Origin of the sequence: Castellaniella defragrans, assembly GCF_014203015.1 — a bacterium.
Classification (GTDB): Bacteria; Pseudomonadota; Gammaproteobacteria; order Burkholderiales; family Burkholderiaceae_B; genus Castellaniella; species Castellaniella defragrans.
The window spans coordinates 1-18,700 of record NZ_JACHIB010000026.1 but is presented as its reverse complement, the minus strand read 5'-3'; the positions used below and the strand labels follow the sequence as shown (position 1 = coordinate 18,700).

The 18,700-nt window shown below is 68.5% G+C and carries 18 protein-coding genes; 6 read left to right on the top strand and 12 right to left on the bottom strand.

From position 1 onward, the window contains the following. Window positions 1-2 precede the first annotated feature (2 nt). From queC to HNR28_RS17340, 9 genes are all read right to left on the bottom strand, one after another. Window positions 3-722, bottom strand: coding sequence for a 7-cyano-7-deazaguanine synthase QueC (gene queC, locus HNR28_RS17380; RefSeq protein WP_151024573.1), 720 nt, complete (start codon window positions 720-722; stop codon window positions 3-5). A 67-nt stretch (window positions 723-789) separates the two neighbouring features. Next, complete coding sequence (locus HNR28_RS17375; protein WP_151024572.1) at window positions 790-1,458, bottom strand: 7-cyano-7-deazaguanine/7-aminomethyl-7-deazaguanine transporter; 669 nt, start codon at window positions 1,456-1,458, stop codon at window positions 790-792. Window positions 1,459-1,615: 157 nt separating this feature from the next. Continuing rightward, complete coding sequence (gene groL, locus HNR28_RS17370) at window positions 1,616-3,238, bottom strand: chaperonin GroEL (protein WP_151024571.1); 1,623 nt, start codon at window positions 3,236-3,238, stop codon at window positions 1,616-1,618. A gap of 30 nt (window positions 3,239-3,268) precedes the next feature. Next, window positions 3,269-3,586 (bottom strand): co-chaperone GroES, encoded by a 318-nt coding sequence (gene groES, locus HNR28_RS17365; protein ID WP_043681137.1) that lies wholly within the window; start codon window positions 3,584-3,586, stop codon window positions 3,269-3,271. A 185-nt stretch (window positions 3,587-3,771) separates the two neighbouring features. Continuing rightward, the gene (locus tag HNR28_RS17360; protein WP_151024570.1) at window positions 3,772-4,404 is read right to left on the bottom strand and encodes a diguanylate cyclase; all 633 of its coding nucleotides are present in this window, start codon (window positions 4,402-4,404) and stop codon (window positions 3,772-3,774) included. Between the two features lie 149 nt (window positions 4,405-4,553). Next, a complete protein-coding gene (locus HNR28_RS17355; RefSeq protein ID WP_084330538.1) occupies window positions 4,554-5,543 on the bottom strand; it encodes a nickel/cobalt transporter in 990 nt (329 codons plus the stop codon). Further along, window positions 5,534-6,205, bottom strand: coding sequence for a DUF1007 family protein (locus tag HNR28_RS17350; RefSeq protein ID WP_052355641.1), 672 nt, complete (start codon window positions 6,203-6,205; stop codon window positions 5,534-5,536). Before HNR28_RS17350 ends, HNR28_RS17355 begins: the two co-directional genes overlap by 10 nt. Before the next feature lie 177 nt (window positions 6,206-6,382). After that, a complete protein-coding gene (locus tag HNR28_RS17345; protein WP_151024569.1) occupies window positions 6,383-7,459 on the bottom strand; it encodes a metal ABC transporter solute-binding protein, Zn/Mn family in 1,077 nt (358 codons plus the stop codon). 124 nt (window positions 7,460-7,583) lie between these two features. After that, the gene (locus tag HNR28_RS17340; protein WP_043681147.1) at window positions 7,584-8,864 is read right to left on the bottom strand and encodes a gallate dioxygenase; all 1,281 of its coding nucleotides are present in this window, start codon (window positions 8,862-8,864) and stop codon (window positions 7,584-7,586) included. Between the two features lie 114 nt (window positions 8,865-8,978). Here HNR28_RS17340 and HNR28_RS17335 point away from each other — a divergent pair, with 114 nt between their 5' ends. Then, window positions 8,979-9,896, top strand: coding sequence for a LysR family transcriptional regulator (locus HNR28_RS17335; RefSeq protein WP_043681150.1), 918 nt, complete (start codon window positions 8,979-8,981; stop codon window positions 9,894-9,896). On the opposite strand, the gene HNR28_RS17330 is transcribed toward HNR28_RS17335, so the two are convergent. From HNR28_RS17330 to HNR28_RS17320, 3 genes are all read right to left on the bottom strand, one after another. Continuing rightward, window positions 9,893-10,315, bottom strand: a complete 423-nt coding sequence (locus tag HNR28_RS17330; protein ID WP_043681154.1) for a MarR family winged helix-turn-helix transcriptional regulator — start codon at window positions 10,313-10,315, stop codon at window positions 9,893-9,895. The two genes, HNR28_RS17335 and HNR28_RS17330, sit on opposite strands and share 4 nt — an antisense overlap. Next, window positions 10,312-12,216, bottom strand: coding sequence for an FAD-binding monooxygenase (locus HNR28_RS17325; protein WP_043681158.1), 1,905 nt, complete (start codon window positions 12,214-12,216; stop codon window positions 10,312-10,314). The genes HNR28_RS17330 and HNR28_RS17325 overlap by 4 nt, the downstream gene beginning before the upstream one ends. Before the next feature lie 261 nt (window positions 12,217-12,477). Beyond that, window positions 12,478-13,377: a LysR family transcriptional regulator gene (locus HNR28_RS17320; protein ID WP_043686056.1), complete on the bottom strand. Its 900-nt coding sequence runs from the start codon at window positions 13,375-13,377 to the stop codon at window positions 12,478-12,480. A 203-nt stretch (window positions 13,378-13,580) separates the two neighbouring features. Between HNR28_RS17320 and pcaF the strand changes: the two genes are divergently transcribed. From pcaF to HNR28_RS17295, 5 genes are all read left to right on the top strand, one after another. After that, window positions 13,581-14,792, top strand: a complete 1,212-nt coding sequence (gene pcaF / locus HNR28_RS17315) for a 3-oxoadipyl-CoA thiolase (RefSeq protein ID WP_043686058.1) — start codon at window positions 13,581-13,583, stop codon at window positions 14,790-14,792. Between the two features lie 289 nt (window positions 14,793-15,081). After that, on the top strand, window positions 15,082-16,083 hold the full coding sequence (locus HNR28_RS17310; RefSeq protein ID WP_158386235.1) for an ABC transporter substrate-binding protein: 1,002 nt from the start codon (window positions 15,082-15,084) through the stop codon (window positions 16,081-16,083). Window positions 16,084-16,133: 50 nt separating this feature from the next. Further along, window positions 16,134-16,916, top strand: coding sequence for an ABC transporter ATP-binding protein (locus HNR28_RS17305; protein ID WP_043681163.1), 783 nt, complete (start codon window positions 16,134-16,136; stop codon window positions 16,914-16,916). A 74-nt stretch (window positions 16,917-16,990) separates the two neighbouring features. Next, complete coding sequence (locus HNR28_RS17300; RefSeq protein ID WP_170288458.1) at window positions 16,991-17,704, top strand: ABC transporter permease; 714 nt, start codon at window positions 16,991-16,993, stop codon at window positions 17,702-17,704. 11 nt (window positions 17,705-17,715) lie between these two features. Next, window positions 17,716-18,531 (top strand): ABC transporter permease, encoded by an 816-nt coding sequence (locus HNR28_RS17295; protein WP_244978341.1) that lies wholly within the window; start codon window positions 17,716-17,718, stop codon window positions 18,529-18,531. The last annotated feature ends 169 nt before the right edge of the window (window positions 18,532-18,700 follow it).

The following is an 18,700-nucleotide window of genomic DNA, read 5'->3' as shown; positions in this document are numbered from 1 at the left end:
TTTCAGCCGGCCCGCCGCGCCGCCCATTCCCGGTGCCCCTGCGCGCGCAGCAGGCAGGCGGGGCATTCGCCGCAGCCGTAGCCCCAGGCGTGCAGGGTGTCGCGGCGGTTGAGGTAGCAGGTGTGGGTGTCGGTGCGCACCAGTTCGGCCAGGGCGTCGCCGCCCAGCCGATGCGCCAGTTCCCAGGTGTCGGCCTTGTCCAGCCACATCAGCGGGGTTTCCAGCGTCAGGGGGCGGTCGATGCCCAGGCTCAGCGCCACCTGCAGCGCCTTGAGCGTGTTGTCGCGGCAGTCGGGGTAGCCGGAATAGTCCGTCTGCGACATGCCGCCCACCAGCACGTCCAGCCCGCGCCGGTAGGCCAGCGCGGCGGCCAGGGTGAAGAACAGCAGGTTGCGGCCCGGCACGAAGGTGTTGGGCAGGCCGTCGGCCTGCAGGGCGATGGCGATGTCGTCGGTCATGGCCGAGGCGCCCAGCTGGCCCAGCACGTCCACGTTCAGCAGGTGGTCCTCGCCCAGGCGCGGCGCCCATTCGGGCCGCAGTTGCACCAGGCGGTGGCGCAGCGCGATGCGGCAGTCCAGTTCGGCGCGGTGGCGCTGGCCGTAGTCGAAGCCGAGGGTCTCGACGTGGCCGTGGCGCGCCAGCGCCCAGGCCAGGCAGGTGGTGGAGTCCTGGCCGCCGGAAAACAGGACCAGGGCGCGGCGGGGCTTGCGGGCCGCATTCATGATGCCTCCTTGGCGCCGCGCGCCGTCCCCCCGAGGGGGCATGCGTGCCTGGGGCGGTTCGGAGCGCTCATGCCGCGGCCGGCACGGCGTCGCGCCGCTTCATGGCGCGCACGATCGCGTTCAGGGCGACGCCGTACATCGGCACGAACAGCAGCAGGCTGACGGCCAGCTTGATGGCGTAGTCCACGGCGGCGATCTCGCCCCAGTGCGCGGCCATGAAGGGATTGCTGCTGCGCCAGAAGGCGATGCCGAAGAAGGCCAGGGTGTCGAGCGCCTGGCCGAGCACGGCGGACGCGGCCGGCGCCACCCACCATTGCACGTAGCCGCGCCGCATGCGGTCGAACACGCGCACGTCCAGCAACTGGCCCAGGACGTAGGCCGCGAAGCTGGCGAAGGCGATGCGGAACACGAAGGTGTTGAATTCGCCCAGTGCGGCGAGGCCGTTGAAGCGGCCTTCGTGGAACATCACCGACACGACGTAGGAGACGATCAGCGCCGGCACCATGGCGCGCAGGATCACCCGCCGCGCCTCGGCCTTGCCGATCAGGCGCACGGTCAGGTCGGTGGCCAGGAAGATGAAGGGAAAGCTGAAGGCGCCCCAGGTGCTGTGGAAGCCGAACAGCTTGATGGGCAGCTGCACCAGGTAGTTGCTGGCGATGATGACCAGGATGTGGAACGCGACCAGCAGGGCGAGATGGAACGAGGTCCGCGATTGCGGAACGGATGGGGATGTCATGTGGGCCTTTTTGATGGATGGGGTGAGGGAACCCATGGGGACTGCGGGGGGCATTATACGACGGGCCGCGCCCGAAGGCGCGGCCCGCCATGACCAGGGCCGTCGCGCGCGGCGGGCGGAGGCCCGCCGGGCGTCCGGCGCGAAGCGGCCGGCCGGATCAGAAGTCCATGCCGCCGCCCGCGGCGGCGGGGACTTTGTCCTTCCTGGGCAGTTCGCCCACGCAGGCCTCGGTGGTCAGGATGAGGCTGGCGATCGAGGCGGCGTTCTGCAGGGCGGTGCGGGTCACCTTGGTGGGATCCACGACGCCGAGCTCGACCAGGTCGCCGTACTGGCCGCTGGCCGCGTCGTAGCCGAAGTTTCCTTCCGCGGCCGCCACCTTGGCGATCACGACCGAGGGCTCGTCGCCCGCATTGGCCGCGATGGCGCGCAGGGGCTCTTCGATCGCCCGGGCCACGAGCTGGATGCCCGCGTCCTGGTCGCTGTTGGCCCCCTTGAGCCGGGCGAGCGCCTTGCCGGCGCGCAGCAGCGCCACGCCGCCGCCGGGCACGATGCCTTCCTCGACGGCCGCGCGGGTCGCGTGCAGCGCATCGTCGACGCGGTCCTTCTTTTCCTTCATCTCGACCTCGGTCGCGGCGCCGACCTTGATCACCGCCACGCCGCCCGACAGCTTGGCCACGCGCTCCTGCAGCTTCTCGCGGTCATAGTCGCTGGTGGCCTGCTCGATCTGCGCCTGGATGGCCTTGATGCGGCCGTCGATGCGATCCTGCTTGCCGGCGCCGCCCACGATGATCGTGTTTTCCTTGTGCACCTCGATGCGCTTGGCGCCGCCCAGGTCGGCCAGCCCGGCTTTGTCGAGCTGCTTGCCGGTTTCCTCGGAAATCAGCGTCGCGCCGGTGAGGATGGCGATGTCCTCCAGCATGGCCTTGCGGCGGTCGCCGAAGCCCGGCGCCTTGACGGCGGCCACCTTCAGCACGCCGCGCATCGTGTTGACCACCAGGGTGGCGAGCGCGTCGCCCTCGACGTCCTCGGCCACGATCAGCAGCGGCTTGCCGGCCTTGGCGGCGGCTTCCAGCACCGGCAGCAGGTCGCGGATGCTGGAGATCTTCTTGTCGTGCAGCAGCACCAGCGGGTCTTCCAGGACCGCCACCTGCTTCTCGGGGTCGGTGATGAAATAGGGACTGAGGTAGCCGCGGTCGAACTGCATGCCCTCGACCACTTCGAGCTCGTTGTCCAGCGACTTGCCGTCCTCGACCGTGATCACGCCTTCCTTGCCGACCTTGTCCATGGCGTCGGCGATGATCTTGCCGACGGACGGGTCGGAATTGGCCGACAGGGCCGCCACCTGCGAGATCTCCTTGCTGGTGGAGATCGGCTTGGACAGGGACTTGAGCTCGCCGACCACGGTGCCCACGGCCTGGTCGATGCCGCGCTTCAGGTCCATCGGGTTGATGCCCGCCGCCACGTACTTCAGGCCGCCCTGCACGATGGCCTGGGCGAGGACCGTCGCGGTGGTGGTGCCGTCCCCCGCCACGTCGGCGGTCTTGGAGGCGACCTGCTTGACGACCTGCGCGCCGATGTTCTCGAACTTGTCCTCCAGTTCGATTTCCTTGGCGACCGACACGCCGTCCTTGGTGATGACCGGGGCGCCGAAGCTGCGTTCGAGCAGCACATTGCGTCCCTTGGGGCCCAGCGTCACGCGCACGGCGTTGGCCAGAATGTTCACGCCCTTGACCACGCGCTCGCGGGCGCTGTCATGGAAAAGCACTTCTTTCGCGCTCATCTCGATACTCCTGGAATCCGTGAAAAAAGTTCAGGCGGCTTTCTTGGCGGCCCGGGGCTCGGCCTCGACGACCGCCAGCACCTCGTCCTCGCGCAGGACCAGGTATTCCTGTCCATCGACCTTGACGGCCTGGCCGGCGTACTTGCCGAACAGGACGCGGTCGCCGACTTCGAGGTCCAGGGCGCGGAGGGTGCCGTCCTCCAGCCGCTTGCCGTTGCCCACGGCCATGACTTCGCCCTGCTCGGGCTTTTCCTTGGCGGAGTCGGGAATCACGATGCCGGATGCCGTCGTGCGTTCCTGTTCGATTCGCTTGACGACGATCCGGTCGTGAAGGGGACGAATCTTCATGATCAATCTCCTTGTTGCAGATCACCAGAAAGGAATCAGGAAGGGACGCGGGGCCTGCGCAGAGCGGTCCGCGGGCCGCGCCGTTCCAGGCAGCCGGAATGCTGCGTTGCTTCAGATAGTGGCCGGGCAAGGGGGATTCAAGGGCGATATTGCAACAAAGTGCGACAACGCCCCGGCGGGCCGGTCTAGCCGTGGAGCAGGCGGCCGCCCCGGCCCAGGCGGTAGACGTCGCGGCCGCTGCGATGGCGGTCGTAGGGCATGGGCGCGACCGGACAGGAATCCTCGCGCGAGCGGCCGTCGCGCAGCGTGGCGTCGTCCTCGTCCAGCTCGCCCCAGACGCCGCCCGCGCGCGGCCGGAAGAGCCAGCGCACGTATCCCTTCATGGCGGCGAGTTCGAGCAGGGTGTCCAGGTCGGGCGCGTCCACGATGGCGACGCGCCCGTCGGGCTCGCCCGGATAGGACCCGAAGGCGCGGTGGCAGGCCATGGTTTCGCTGACCGGGGCGTTCAGCCGCCACCAGGGGCGGTGGTTGCTGCGTTCCAGGTCCCAGGCGCCCAGGCGCCAGGCGGCCTCCAGCATGGCTTCGTCCAGCACCTCGACCCGGCCCCAGCGCACGTCGATCTGCATCGCCGAACCCGGCACCGGCCGCGACGGGATCTCGATCCCCGGCACCTGGACGGCTGTGCGGCGCCTGAATCCGTGCCAGTGCAGGATCAGGACCGGCGGCGCGTCCGGCTTGGCGACCGCGCTGAGGGTCACCGCGTAGAGCGGCAGGCCCATCGCATCCACCTGTGATTGAATCGTTTCCAGGATCCTCATGCTGAACCCCATGGCGACAACCCATTGAGATCCATTTTATGCGGGCGGACGGGGATTGCAAGACGGGCGCGGGGGTGCCATGAAGCGCGGATTGTGGCGTGTGCGGGGCATGCCGGATGCGTGGGGGGGCCACTCCTGGATCCGCCCGCTCAAAGCAGGGGATGGGCGGGCGTGCGCAGGCCTTGCTGCAGCAGTCCGACCCCCATGAGGAAGATGCACAGCCCACCCAGCAGGCCCAGGACCTCGAAAGCGGCGCGCATGCGGCGACTCGCGCCGCGGCCCCGGCCCAGCAGGCCCATCAGTCCGCCGCGCAGCGACACCGCGCCGATCGCCAGGGCGCCGACCGTGGCCGCGGTGCCGGCGGACATGGCCATGACGGCCGCGATGCCCGCCCAGCGCAGGTCGATGGAATAGGCCACCAGCAGCACGAGGATGGCGCCGGAGCAGGGCCTGATCCCGATGGCCGCGACGACCGGCAGGCTGGCGCGCCAGCCGCGCGTCCCGTCGAGGTGGGCGCCGGCCAGGTCGTGCAGCGCGCCGCAGTCCGCGCAATAGGCCCGCATCCCGGCGCCTTGCGTGAACACGCCCCGCGGCGGGGCGTCCGGACGCGGCCCGCGCCACCGCCGGTACAGGGCCGCCGCGCCCTGGAGGGCGAGCATCGCCCCCAGCAGGGCCACCAGCGCGAAACTGAGGTTTTCCAGATGCGTGCCCGCGCGCTGGGTGTGGCGCATCGAGTAGCCCAGCAGGTCCGCGACGACTTCCACCAGCAGCACGGCGACCGCGCCCTGCATCAGGGCGGCCGCCGTGGCCAGCAGCAGGCCGCGCGCCGGCCGCACGCGATGGGTGCCCAGGTAGGCCGTCATCACGGCCTTGCCGTGCCCCGGGCCCGCCGCATGGAAGACGCCGTACAGGAAGCTCAGGCCGATCAGCGGCAGGGCGGCGATCCAGCCTTCCTCGCCGACCAGGCGCATCGCCTGCGCCAGCCGCCGGTGCAGCCCGGCCTGCGTGTCCATGATCCAGGCCAGCGTCCGGCCCCACCAGGCCTGCTCGCCGAGCAGCGTCCAGAGGAGGAAGGCCAGCCCGAACGCCAGGCCCGCGGCCGCCAGGGCGCCGGGCAGCCGGGCGCCCTTCATTCGCATTGAATGTGGACCCGCTCGGCGAACAGGTCTCCCAGGTCTTCTTCGGCCTGTGCGCCGCGGTCCAGCGCATAGGCGCGGGCGACGTCTTCCGGCGACGGATCCGGCGGGACGACGCGCAGGCGGCACGCCCGCCCGGCTGCGCCTTCGATCGCGGGCGGCTGCTCGGGGCGGTGCATCATCCGGATGAAGTAGCTCGGGTCGTAGATGGCATAGGATACCGGCCGGGCCGCCGGATCCACGGGCTCGGCCAGCGGCGCCGTGAAGGAGAGCAGCAGCTTCCCGCCCTGCATCGCGCCGGTGAATTCGGTCGCCTGCCCGAGACGGACCGCGTGCCCGCCGGCCGAGATTTTCGTGAAATAGTCGTAGGGCCCGAGGTTCTCGATGGCCATGGCGGCGAAGTCCTGCGCCGAGGCCTTGCCCGAGGGGCTGTCGCCGGCCATGCCGTCCATGACGGCCGCGCTGTACAGCTCGTCGAAGAGCCATTGTTCCCGGATCGCGGTGAACGCGCCGCCGGGCGAGAGCACGACCGTGCTGCGCACGTCGATCCACGCATGCGGATGGGCCTGCGCCGGGGCGGGGCGCAGCGCGAGGCAGAGGCAGGCGGCGCCGAACAGGCCGGCGAGGGACGGCCGCCGGCGTCCGGCGAGGAATCGGGTCGGCATGGTCCTCCGGGGCTCATCCTTTCACACTCGGCCATGATACCCGGGCGGGGGGCCGATGCCGGCGGCTTGCCGGACCGGCCGCGCGCACAGGAGCAGCGGTGCGTGCAAGGCCGCGGCGTCCGGGAAAGGAGAGGCCGCGGCCTTGCGCATCGCCTGCGCGGCCGTGCCCATCGCCCGCTATCGGGAGGCGAGGACGGCGTCGCGGATCGTCCGGACGTTGTGGCGCATCATGTCGATGTACGTGGCCGCCGGACCGTCAGGCCCCGAGAGCGCGTCGGAATACAGCTTGCCGCCGACCTTGACGCCGGTTTCCTTCGAGATCTGCTCGACCAGGCGCGGATTGCTGATGTTTTCCAGGAACAGCGCCGCCGCCTTTTCCTCCCTGACCTGCCGGACCAGCGCGGCCACGCCGGAGGCGGACGCTTCCGAATCGGTGCTCATGCCCTGGGGCGCCTCGAACTTGAAGCCGTAGGCCTGGCCGAAATAGGCGAATGCGTCGTGCGGGGTGATGATCGTGCGCCGGTCGGCCGGGATCCCGGCGATGGCGGCCTCGAGTTCGGCCTGCAGGGCGGCGAGCTTCCCGTCGTACGCGCGGGCATTGGCCTCGTAGGCCGGGCATCCCTGCCGGTCGGCCGCGCAGAACGCCCTGGCGATGTTGCTCACGTAGATCCGGGCGTTGGGCACGGTTTGCCAGGCATGGGGATCGTACTTGCCGTGGTGATGATGCCCGTGCTCGTGTTCGTGCTCGTGCGCCTGCTCATGCGCCTGCTCGTGTTCGTGGGCCTGTTCATGCCCCTGTCCGCCGCCATGTCCGGCGCCATGGACATCGCCATGGTCATGGTCCTCGTCCTGGCCGTCGTGGTCGTGGTCTTCTTCTCCGTTGAGCCGCGGCGTGATCCCGTCGGTCAGCGCCGCCACGGGGGCCCGGGCGCCGCTGGCCTGCATCAGGCCGGGCAGGAATCCTTCGAGCTGCAGGCCGTTGGCCAGGATCACGTCGGCCGCGCCGAGGGCCTTCAGGTCGGCCGGCCTGGGCTCGTAGGTGTGCGCGTCGCCATTCGGGCCCACGAGCGTGGTCAGGGCGATCCTGTCGCCGCCGACGTTCTTCGCGAGATCGCTGAGGATCGAGAACGTCGAGACGACCCGGAGTTCCGCGGCGCCGGCCCGGGCGGGGCCGAGGCATGCAAGCATTGCGATGCCCGCCAGAGCGGCCAGCTTTTTCCGTGTGGACAGGGGTGTGGAGATGAGGGCGGACATGGGGTTTTCTCGCGGATTGATCGGAAGAGAGATGTTATAACATAACAATAGGGATGTTATAACATTCCGAATCCGGAAATTCACCGGCTTGCATGGCTGACCGCGCAGGCCCGCGCCCCCGGACTCAGGCCTTGTCCATTTCCCGCACCTTGTCGCCGCCCGCGACCGAGTACGTCATCGGCACCTTGCGCGTCGCCAGGAACTGCTCCAGCGATTCGCCGCGGAAGGCCGCGTAGACCTCGGGGTTGGAGACGCCCAGCACCGCGGCCATCTTCTCCAGCACGAAGAAGCTCACGCCCCGCCGCACCATCTCGATCCATTTCCGGTTGCGGATCAGGTCCTTTTCCTCGACGGTCAGGCCGTGTTCGTTCGCCAGGGCCTCGAAGTCGGTGACGAAGCGCGCGCGGTGCGCGGGCTTGACGAGGTCGTGCAGGAAGCTGTTGATGCGCAGGTTGGCCTGGCTGCGCGCGTGGGTGAAGGGGTAGGAGCCGGGGATCTCGCCGGCGCCTTCGAGCTCGTGGACGATGTGCGTGCGGTAGGCCTCGACGGCGGCCGGATCGGGCGCGCCGCCCAGGTCCTCCAGGATCAGCGTGGCGATGTTGGTGACCGACGGGGCGTAGGTCTGGCGGTGCACCAGCCGCACCTGGTCGGACAGCGCCCCGCGCATGATCAGCCACATGACGACCTCGGCGCCTTCCATGCCGCCCTTGGCCGCGAATTCCGCGATGCGCATCCGGACCAGATTTTCCGGCGTCTTTTCCAGCAGGTCGAGGAATTCGTTGTCCCAGGCCTCGTCGATGAAGCCGGCGCGCTCGCCGTGCACCTGGTGGGACAGGCCGCCGGTGGCCATGATGGCGACGTTGAGGTCCTCGGGATAGCTTTCGATGGCCTTGCGCAGGGTCTTGCCGAGCTTCCACATGCGCTTCGCGCTGGGGATGGGGAACTGCAGCACCCCCACCTGCAGCGGCACCACCTGGCCGGTCCAGGGGCCGCGCTCGTCGCCGAGCATGGACAGCGGCGACAGCACGCCATGGTCCACCGGCTTGCCCTGGAAGATCGACATGTCGAACTCGTCGGCCATCAGCGACAGGGCGATGTGCTGCGACAGGCCCAGGTGGCCGCGCGCGGGCGCCACTTCGCGGGGGCCGCCGCCTTCGTCCGCGGCGACGTAGAGGTCGTCGATGCCCAGGGCGAAGGCCGAGTAGTGGTCGAAGAAGAAGGAGGTGACGTGGTCGTTGTAGATCATGAACAGCACGTCGATCTCCTTGTCCTTGATCCAGCCGCGGATGCGGTCGAAGCCCTCGAAGATGGGCTTCCAGGCCGGGCTGTCCTGCTTGCCGGTGTCCTTGGCGTAGCCGATGGTGGGGGAATGCGAGGCGCCGATGCCGCCGACGATGCGAGCCATGTCTGTCTCCTGAGGAAAGGCCGTTGAAAGTGAATATGTTAGGAATGTGATGTTTTTTGAACAATCCCGTCTGACCGTACGATTCGTTCCGATTCATGGACGATAATGGGACTCATGAAATGGAATCTGGACGATCTGCCGGTGTTCGTGGCCATCGTCGGCCAGGACGGGATCTCGGCCGCCGCGCGCGAGCTCGGCATGCCGAAATCCACGGTGAGCGCCACCCTGACGCGGCTGGAGCGGGCGCTCGGCCTGCGCCTGATCGACCGCTCGTCGCGCAGCCTGCGCGTGACCGCCGAAGGCGCGGCCTTCCACCGCCAGGCGCTGCTGATCCTCGAACAGGCGCGGGAGGCCGACGACCTGATGGCGGGCCTGGCCTCGGCGCCCACGGGGCGGGTCTCGGTGGCGCTGCCGCCGGCGTTCAGCCTGGAGGTGCTGGCGCCGCGCCTGCCCGAGTTCCGCGCCCGCCATCCCGGCCTGGAGCTGGAGATCGTGGTCACCAGCCAGGGTTCGGCCCTGGTGCGCGAGCGCGTCGATCTGGCCGTGGTGGTGGGGCCGCTGGAGGACAGCGAGCTCGTTTCCCGCACGCTGATCGAGGGGGACCTGATCTGGGTGGCCAGCCCCGCATGGCTGGCCGGGCACCGGCCCGGCGAGACGCTGGACGCCGTGCGCGCGCAGATCCAGATCTGCGAGGCGCGCTATGCCGTGCGGCGCGTGCCGGTCGAGGTGCGTGGCGAGCCGGCGCACCTGGACCTGTCCAGGGGCATCACGCGGGTCAACGATCCCCTGGCGGTGCGGCGCGTGGTCATGGCCGGCGGCGGCCTGTCGATGCTGCCCCGTCAGTACTGCATCGAGCCGCTCGCCGAGGGCCGGCTCGTCGAGGTGCTGCCGCACGTCCGCCTGAGCCAGGCGAGCGCGCGGCTGACCGCCATCTATCCGGGCCGGCGCCTGCTGTCGCCCCGGGTGCGGGCGCTGCTGGATTTTCTCGTGGAAACGTGCGCCGCGCTGGCGCCGCAGGCCCGCCGCCGCTAGGCGTCCAGCAGGCCGTGCAGCAGGCGGCGCAGTTCGGCGACCTCCGCCGCCGTCAGGGACCGGGTCATCGCCTGCTCGACGAGGTCGGCGCGCGGCCGCAGCCGTTGCAATTCGTCCAGGCCGGCCGAGGTGAGCGCCAGCACGTAGCGGCGCCGGTCCGCCTTGTCCTGCGCGCGCGCGACCAGGCCGTGGCGCTCCAGCCGGGCGGCGAGGTCGGCGATCGTCGAGCGGTCCACTTCCAGCGCGTCGCCCAGTTCGCGCTGGCTGGCGCCCGGCCTGTCGGCCAGGATCGCCAGCGCCGCGTACTGCACGCTGGTGATCGTGGGCGACACGAGCCGCGCCCATTCGGCCGCGTGACGCTGCTGGGCGCGCCGGATCAGCGAGCCGGTGTGCGGCAGGACGGCGTCGAGGCCGGTCACTGGCCGGGTTCCAGCATGAAGCGGGCGAAGAAGGCGGCGAGCGCATCGTGGCCGTCCAGCGGCAGCACGTGGCTGACATACTGGTCCGGCCGCACGACGACGAGGGCGCCCCGGGTGCGGTCGATACCGCGCAGGTCGAAGATGTCCACGTCCCTGTCGAGATCGGGGCTGAACGCCTTCTCGTAGTCGATCAGGCCGAAGCGGCCCTTGCGCGGCAGCAGCACCGGCGGCAGCGCATCGACCTCGGCCGCGCGGTGCCCCTGCTGGTAGATCGCGCGCACGTCGATCACGCTGTCCGGATCGGCCTGGGCGGGCGTGAAGCGCCGGATGGGCGAGGCGGGCGATTCCGCCAGCCAGCCGAGCAGGGCGTGCAGGCGCTCGGCCGTGGTGTCGGCGAAAGCATAAAGCCGCCATGCGCCGTCGGCGCGGTGCACGTGGCCCAGGTGCAGCGGCCTGCCATCGGCGATCCGGACCACCGGCGCCGAATGGAAGCGCGTGCCGATCGTGAAGCCCCGGGCCAGGGCCTGGTGCTCCGCCGTGCCGATCAGCGGTCCGGCGGGGTAGTGCGTCGCCAGGCCCGCCGTGTAGCGGCCCGACCGGACGAAGTAGTCCTGCAGCTCGGCCGGGTCCACGCCGCCGCGCTCGGGGTGCAGCGGGTCCTTCGGCGGCGAGCCCATGATCGCCGACCATTCCTTGTCGAAGTCGATCAGTTCCTTGGCGACCGGCTGGCGCTCGGCCGAATAGGTGTGCAGCAGCGTGGGCGCGGACCGGCCCTCCAGCACCGCGGCCAGTTTCCAGCCCAGGTTGAAGGTGTCCTGCATGGAGACGTTCATGCCCTGGCCGGCCTTGGCGCTGTGCGTGTGGCAGGCGTCGCCGGCGATGAAGACGCGCGGCGTGCGGGCGGCGGCCTGGTCCTCGGGCACGTCGTCGAATTTGTCTGTCACGCGCTGGCCGACCTCGTATACCGAGGCCCAGGCGATGTCTTTGACGTCCAGCGTATACGGATGCAGCACCTTTTGCGCGACGGCGATGAGCTGCTCGGGCGGCGTGCGGCGGATCTCGTCGCGGCGGGCGGGATCGACCACGCCCAGGTCCACGTACAGGCGCACCAGGTAGCCGCCTTCGCGCGGGATCAGCAGGATGTTGCCTTCGCGGGCGGACTGGATCGCCGCCTTGATGCGGATGTCGGGAAAGTCCGTGACAGCGAGGATGTCCATCACGCCCCAGGCGTGGTTGGCGACGTCCCCGCGCAGTTCGCGGCCGATCGAGGCGCGCACGGCGCTGCGCGCGCCATCGGTGCCGACGACGTATTTCGCGTGGACCGTGCGCTCGGCGCCCCCGCCGGCGGGCCGCAGCGTCACGGCGACCGGATGGTCGCCCGAATCCGCCACCTGGACGCCGACGACTTCCAGGCCGTAGTCGGGCGTCAGCCGGGTCGGCGATTTTTCCATGTATCCCAGCAGATGCTGCTGCAGGCGCGCCTGGTTGACGATGACGTGCGGCATTTCCGACAGCTCGCCGGCGGCGTCGTCCACGCGGCCGGTGCGCGTGATGCGCGTGCGGTCCGTTTCGTCGGGGCGCCAGAAGACCGTCTCGTTGATCCAGCAGGCTTCGCGGGTCAGGCGCGAGGACAGCCCGAACGCCTCGAACATTTCCACCGTGCGGCAGGCGACGCCGTCCGCGTGGCCCAGTTCGAGCGGGCCGGCGCGCCGTTCGACGATGCGCGTGGTGAAGCCGGCATGGGTGGAGAGCTGCGCCGCCAGCACCAGGCCGGCCGGGCCGGTGCCGACGATCAGCACGTCCACGGTGTCGGGCAGGCCGGCGGGCGGGTGCTCGAAGCCGGGGGCGGGGGGCTGGGCTTCCGGATCGCCGAAGCGGTATCCGTTCAGGTAATACTGCATGGATCGGATCTCCATGAATGGGAATGAGGGGGAAGGGGAAGAATGACGGAAACGAGGAAGCACGGGAAAATACTCAGTACGCCAACTATTTTACTCAGTACCCCAACGAATCGGGATCGGGACTAACCCGTAGACCCGTAGACCCGTAGACCCGTGGACTCGTAGACCCGCGGGTCCGTGGGCCCTGAGGGCGGATGGCTGCCAGGGAGCGGGGCGGCCGGACGCGCGGGCCGGCGCGTCCCTGCCGCGGCCGCGCGGCGGCTACGGCCGGGCCCAGGCGCGTACGCGCTGAATCAGGAAGTCGATCAGGGTGCGGGCGGCCAGCGTCTGGTAGCGGCCGGGCATGCGCAGCAGGAACATGCGCGAGCCGAACACGCTCAGGCGCCATGCGTCGAAGGCGAGGACCGCCCGCCCGTCGGCCACGGCCTCGTTCACCAGATAGTCGGGCACCAGACCGATGCCCAGCCCGGAGAGGATGGCTTCCCGCAGGAACTGGAAATTTTCGGAGGCCAGCGTGGGCTTGAGCAGGATTTCCTGCCGTTCGCCGTCCCGGTAGGCCGCCAGGCGCAGCTCGCGCCCCTCGACGGTGGAGGTGATCAGGGGAACCCCGGGCAGGTCCTCCAGGCGCTCGGGCATGCCGTGTTCCTGGGCGTATCGGGCCGATGCGCAGAGGACGTAGCGCACCTGGCAGAGTTCGTGCGCGACCATCTGCGGCGGCGGTTCGGACATGACCCGGACGGAGATGTCGATTTCCTCGCCCAGCAGGTCGCGGATGCTGTTGTCGAAGACGACGTCCAGGGCGATGTCCGGGTAGCTGCGCTTGAATTCGATCATCCAGTCCGATACGACCAGGTGCCCGAAGCCGGTGGGCAGGCTCAGGCGCACCGAGCCGTGCAGGCCGCGGCCCAGCGAATCGACCGATTCGCGCGCGGCCAGCAGTTCGTCGCGGATCACGCGACCGTGGCGGTACAGGCTGAGGCCGACTTCCGTGGGCTCGATGCGGCGCGTCGTGCGCCGCAGCAGCTGCAGGCCCAGCGCCTGCTCGAACTGGTTGAGGTGGTAGCTGATGTTGGCGCGGCTCATCTTGAGCTTGCGCGCGGCCTTGCTCAGGTTGCCGGCGTCCACGATGTCCACCAGCAGGATCAGGGATTGCGCGTTGATGGATTCCATTGAACAAATATCCTTGACAGAATGTTCACATTATTTCCGATTGTCCAGTGACATGGAATACTTCACAATCGATCCACCCATCGGTCCAGCCGATGGGAGAGGCGTGGGGGCGCGGCGCCCGCCCGGGATCCGTGCGCGACCGGACCCGCGCGGACCTCGCCTCCTTCCACTGGCGGATTCCCGGGAGTTTCCTGATGGCTACGAACGAGCAGGCCCTGATCTGCGACGCCGTGCGCACCCCCTTCGGGCGCTATGGCGGCGCGCTGTCCACCGTGCGCACCGACGATCTCGCGGCGGTGCCGCTGCGCGCCCTGGTGGCGCGCAACCCGGGAGTGGACTGGGAGGCGCTGTCCGACGTGCTGCTCGGCTGCGCCAATCAGGCGGGCGAGGACAACCGCAACGTCGCGCGCATGGCCGCGCTGCTGGCGGACCTGCCGGTTTCCGTGCCCGGGGCCACCCTCAACCGCCTGTGCGGCTCCGGCATGGACGCGGTGGGCACCGCCGCCCGCGCCATCAAGGCCGGCGAGGCGGGGGTGATGATCGCCGGCGGCGTCGAGAGCATGAGCCGCGCGCCGTTCGTGATGCCCAAGGCCGCCGGCGCCTTCTCGCGCGACAACGCCGTCCACGACACGACGATCGGCTGGCGCTTCGTCAATCCGCTGATGCGGGCGCGGTACGGGGTCGATTCCATGCCCGAGACGGCGGAGAACGTGGCCGCCGAATACGGGATCGGACGCGAGGCCCAGGACCGCATGGCCCTGGCCAGCCAGGAACGGGCGCAGGCCGCCCAGGCGGCCGGGCATCTCGGCCGGGAAATCACGCCGGTCCTGGTGCCGCAGAAAAAGGGCGAGCCGCTCGCCGTGGACAGGGACGAGCATCCCCGCTCCACCAGCCTGGAGGCGCTCGCCCGGCTCAAGGGCGTGGTGCGCCCCGATGGCACCGTCACGGCCGGCAACGCCAGCGGCGTGAACGACGGCGCCTGCGCGCTGCTGCTGGCGAACGAGGCCTGCGCGGCGCGTTTCGGACTGCGGCCGCGGGCGCGCGTCGTGGGCATGGCGGTGGCCGGGGTGGCGCCGCGGGTGATGGGGATCGGCCCGGCGCCGGCCACCCGGAAGGTGCTCGCCCAGACGGGCCTGAGCCTGGACCGGCTCGACGTGATCGAACTCAACGAAGCCTTCGCCGCGCAGGGCCTGGCGGTGCTGCGGCTGCTGGGCCTGGCCGACGACGATGCGCGCGTGAACGCCTGGGGCGGCGCCATCGCCCTGGGTCATCCCCTGGGCGCGAGCGGCGCGCGCCTGGTGGCGACGGCGGTCAATCGCCTGCATGCGACCGGCGGCCGCTACGCGCTCGCCACCATGTGCATCGGCGTGGGCCAGGGGATCGCCGTGGTGCTCGAACGGATCTGAATCCACGGGCCTGCGCCCCGGGGCCCGGGCCGGGGCCGGAAGAAGGCGTCGTCCCATAAGAATAATATATGGGAAGCCTAAATCAAAACGTATTGGCCCCTTGTTTGATTGCCATGATATAAAACCTGGACCGGCATGCGGGTTATTTAATCCGGTATTGCCAGGTCCTGTGAAAAATAAATATCGGGATCGTCTTGGGCGGATTTTCATTGATCCGTCACGATGCGATTCCACGATACATGAATCAGGCATTCAAAATCAGGCATTCGATGCCGGAGGAGGCTTTGATATGGAACGGAACTGGAGGCGTGCGCTATATGCGGGTGCCGGCGTGTTCGCATGGGCGTTTGCGATGATCTCGCCGTCCGTGAGCGTCGCCAAGGACCTCGCGCACATCACGGTATCGGTGGCGCAGGCGACCGACATCAACGGAATGCCCTGGAAGGTGGCGCAGACCAGGGGTTTTTTTGAACGCGAAGGGATCGTGCTCGACAAGGTGCTGCCGGCGGAAGGCGGCGGCGCCACGCTGCATAACGTGATTGCGGGGAACCTGCCTTTCGGGCAGGTGGCCACGTCCTCCCTGGTCAACGCGCACATGAAGGGCGCTCCGATCAAGATCATCGCCGGTGCCACGCAGGTGCCGTTCGAGATCGGCTGGGGCGTGCTGAAGGATTCCCCGATCAAGAGCGTCAAGGACCTCGAAGGCAAGACCTGGGGATTCACGAACGCGGGCTCCGTCACCGAGGCGATGAGCTTCCTGGTGCCGAAGTATGCCGGCCTCGACATGAAAACCACGAAGCGGGTCGCCACCGGCGGCGTGGGGGCGGGGATCGCGCTGCTGCAAAGCGGGGACGTCGATATCACGTTCTTTCCGCCACTCACGGAAAAGGAGCACGCGAAGGACCTGCGGGTCGTCGTCCGCGCCAACGAGTTCGTGCCGTATTATGAATTGACGATGATCGTCAGCAGCCGCAATTATGCGGAAAAGAATCCCGAAGTGGCCCGGGGCCTGCTGCGCGCGCTTCAGTCCGCAATAGACTGGATCAAGGCCAATCCGGCGGAGGCGGGCGAGATGTATGCGGCCAGCGTCAATGTGGACCCGGAAATCGGCAAGGAACTGATTCAGAAATTCATCGATCTCGACGTGCTTTCGCTGGCGTTCAATCCGAAGTCGCTGGCCGTGGTCGAGGAGGGCCTGCGCTATACGGACAACATCGAACGGGTGAACTGGAAAGACCTGCTGACGGACGCCTATCTGCCGGAGGGGCACAAGGGCCGGATGCCCGACTGAATGCATTCAGGTTCGATTGCATATTCACTTCATATCAAGGCGGGCCATATATGGGTGTCCTGGTTGAATTGCAAGAGGTCGGGCAGGTTTATGGGGAGGTGGTGGCGCTGGATGGGACCTCCACCCGATTCATGCCCGGCAGTTTCACCACGCTGGTGGGGCCCAGCGGCTGCGGCAAATCCACTCTGCTGGATATCGTGGCGGGCCTGAACAGGGCGCACGACGGCAAGGTGCTGGTCGAACGGCAGCTTCTGACCGCGCCGCGCAAGGATACGGGCATCATTTTCCAGGAGGCCGCCCTGCTGCCATGGCGCACGGTGCTCGAAAATGCCGCTTTCGCCCTCGAAGTCCGGAAGGTGCCGAAGGCCGAACGGCTGGCGGTCGCCGCCGACGTCCTGCGACGTGTCGGCCTTGCGGAATTCGGCGGGCACTATCCCCATCAGTTGTCCGGCGGCATGCGCCAGCGTACCGCCATCGCCCGTGTCCTGAGCACCGCTCCCGACCTCGTCCTGGCGGACGAGCCCTTCGGGGCGCTGGACGAGCAGACCCGCGTGGTGCTGGGGCTCGAACTCTTGAAAATGGTGCGCCAGGTCGGGGCCACCGTCATTTTCGTGACGCACAGCATCCAGGAGGCGGTCCTGCTGTCCGACCGCATTCTGGTCATGAGCGCGCGGCCCGGCCGCATCATCCTCGATGCGGCGGTCGATCTGCCGCAGGAAAGGAATCCATCGGTCCTGGGCATGAAAGAGGCTGCCCGCCTGATCGAGGAGGTCTGGAGCCTGTTGCGTTCGGAGGCCGAGGAGGCCCTGTCCAGGCAGGGGGCCGTGCTGTGATGCGCGCGTCCGTCTTGCAGCGGCATCCAGAACGGCGCCTGGGGCTTGCTCCGGGAGGGTGGACGTGTGCCGGCGTGGCGATCATCCTGGTGTTTCTCGAAGCCGGACCGCGGTCCGGCCTGGTCGATTCGTTCACCCTGCCGCCGCTGAGCGCGATCCTGGCGCGGGCCTCGCAGCTGCTCGTGGAGCCGACGTTCTGGTATCGCTATCTGGGGCCCAGTCTCCTGGCCATCCTGCTCGCATTCGCGCTCGCAGCCGTGGGGGGAATCATCATCGGCCTGATCCTGTGGCGCTTCGCACCCATACGCGGGATATTCGATCCCTGGCTGTCGATCTATTACGCCATACCGACCTTCGCCCTGTATCCGCTGCTCGTGGTGGTCGCTGGCATAGGCCTGGTTCCGGTGATTCTGCTGGGCGCGTTGCTGGGCATCGTGTCGGTCATCACGTCGACGCTCGACGGGCTCGATTCCATCCCGCGGATCACGATCAAGCTGGCCCGGTCCCTCCAGCTCTCGACCCTGGATCACGTGCTGAAGATACTCATGCCGTCGATCGTCAACCAGATCGTCGTGGGGCTCAGGCTGGCGCTGTCGTTCAGCATCATCGGGGTCATGGCGAGCGAATTCATCCTGTCCACGTACGGCCTGGGCTATTTCATTTCCTATGCCTACGACCATTTCTCGGTGAATGACATGTACGCGGGAATCGTCATCGTGCTGTTCTTCGCCCTGGGCGTGAATTTCCTGTTCGGTCTGCTCTTGCGCGGACGCGGCAAGAGGGTCTGACCGTGAAGAAAATGCCTTTTGCGGGGATTGGAAAGGAGCCGGGGACGGTGGCATGTGCCGGCAGCGCCGCATGCGCTCCCCTGGCGCGGGTGCTCGACGAGACGATCGTGGTGCTTGCATTGCCGGCCGTCGTGCTCCTGATCTGGGCCGTCATTGCCGCGCTCGTCGACAACGTGGTGTTTCCCGGTCCGCTGGAGGCGATTCGCGGCCTGATGCTGGACCTGGGGCGCGAGGCCTACCGCGAAAGCATCCTCACGACGGTCAGGCTGCTGCTGTTGAGCTGGATCATCTCGGTGGCGGCGGGTGCGCTGATCGGTTTTGGCCTGGGCCTGTCCGCCTTCTGGTCGCGCGTCTTCGCCGCGCCGATGTTCGCCTGCTATTGCGTGCCGCTCGTGACGCTGTATCCGGTCTTCATCCTCTTCCTGGGAATCGGCGAACAGGTCCGTGTGGTTTTTGCCATTGCCCATGCCTTGCCGCCGATGGCGCTGCTGGTCATGGGCGCGACTGCCGGCATCGACAGGAACCTGCTCAGGCTCGCGGATGCGCTGACCTTGCCGTGGCATACGAAGCTGACGAAGATCATCATCCCGGCCCTGATCCCGACGCTGGCCAGCGGTGCGCGCATCGCACTGGGCTTGACGATGATCGGCCTGATCCTGGCGGGCATGGTGTCGGCGGCGAGCGGGCTGGGCCATGAACTGGTGAGCAATATCGCCAATGCGCGTGTCGCCCGGATCACCGGGCAGATCATGTTCATCGTGATTCTCGCCGTCGTTCCCGGCCTGTTCCTGAGATGGCTGGAACGGCGGGTGTCGCGCTATCGCTGATGCCGGGCCGGCTGTGCGGGGCGGGAGAGTGCATTTTGAGGATGGAGCGTCTTTTCGGCTTCCGCTCTGTCGGACTAGTGTGGTGTTTTATTAATACGATTATTTATACCCAGCTGTGGCCGCTCTTGCACGCGCGACTTTCGCGAGGATGGCCTCGGCGCTCTTGGTC

Excerpts from the sequence above, each read along its gene's own strand:
- HNR28_RS17345 (WP_151024569.1), bottom strand. The coding sequence starts at position 7,459 with ATGTCCGCCCTCATCTCCACACCCCTGTCCACACGGAAAAAGCTGGCC.
- HNR28_RS17325 (WP_043681158.1), bottom strand. The coding sequence starts at position 12,216 with ATGCAGTATTACCTGAACGGATACCGCTTCGGCGATCCGGAAGCCCAG.
- HNR28_RS17360 (WP_151024570.1), bottom strand. The coding sequence starts at position 4,404 with ATGAGGATCCTGGAAACGATTCAATCACAGGTGGATGCGATGGGCCTG.
- HNR28_RS17310 (WP_158386235.1), top strand. The coding sequence starts at position 15,082 with ATGGAACGGAACTGGAGGCGTGCGCTATATGCGGGTGCCGGCGTGTTC.
- groES (WP_043681137.1), bottom strand. The coding sequence starts at position 3,586 with ATGAAGATTCGTCCCCTTCACGACCGGATCGTCGTCAAGCGAATCGAA.
- HNR28_RS17340 (WP_043681147.1), bottom strand. The coding sequence starts at position 8,864 with ATGGCTCGCATCGTCGGCGGCATCGGCGCCTCGCATTCCCCCACCATC.
- pcaF (WP_043686058.1), top strand. The coding sequence starts at position 13,581 with ATGGCTACGAACGAGCAGGCCCTGATCTGCGACGCCGTGCGCACCCCC.
- HNR28_RS17295 (WP_244978341.1), top strand. The coding sequence starts at position 17,716 with ATGCCTTTTGCGGGGATTGGAAAGGAGCCGGGGACGGTGGCATGTGCC.
- groL (WP_151024571.1), bottom strand. The coding sequence starts at position 3,238 with ATGAGCGCGAAAGAAGTGCTTTTCCATGACAGCGCCCGCGAGCGCGTG.
- HNR28_RS17375 (WP_151024572.1), bottom strand. The coding sequence starts at position 1,458 with ATGACATCCCCATCCGTTCCGCAATCGCGGACCTCGTTCCATCTCGCC.
- HNR28_RS17335 (WP_043681150.1), top strand. The coding sequence starts at position 8,979 with ATGAAATGGAATCTGGACGATCTGCCGGTGTTCGTGGCCATCGTCGGC.
- HNR28_RS17350 (WP_052355641.1), bottom strand. The coding sequence starts at position 6,205 with ATGCCGACCCGATTCCTCGCCGGACGCCGGCGGCCGTCCCTCGCCGGC.
- HNR28_RS17355 (WP_084330538.1), bottom strand. The coding sequence starts at position 5,543 with ATGCGAATGAAGGGCGCCCGGCTGCCCGGCGCCCTGGCGGCCGCGGGC.
- queC (WP_151024573.1), bottom strand. The coding sequence starts at position 722 with ATGAATGCGGCCCGCAAGCCCCGCCGCGCCCTGGTCCTGTTTTCCGGC.
- HNR28_RS17305 (WP_043681163.1), top strand. The coding sequence starts at position 16,134 with ATGGGTGTCCTGGTTGAATTGCAAGAGGTCGGGCAGGTTTATGGGGAG.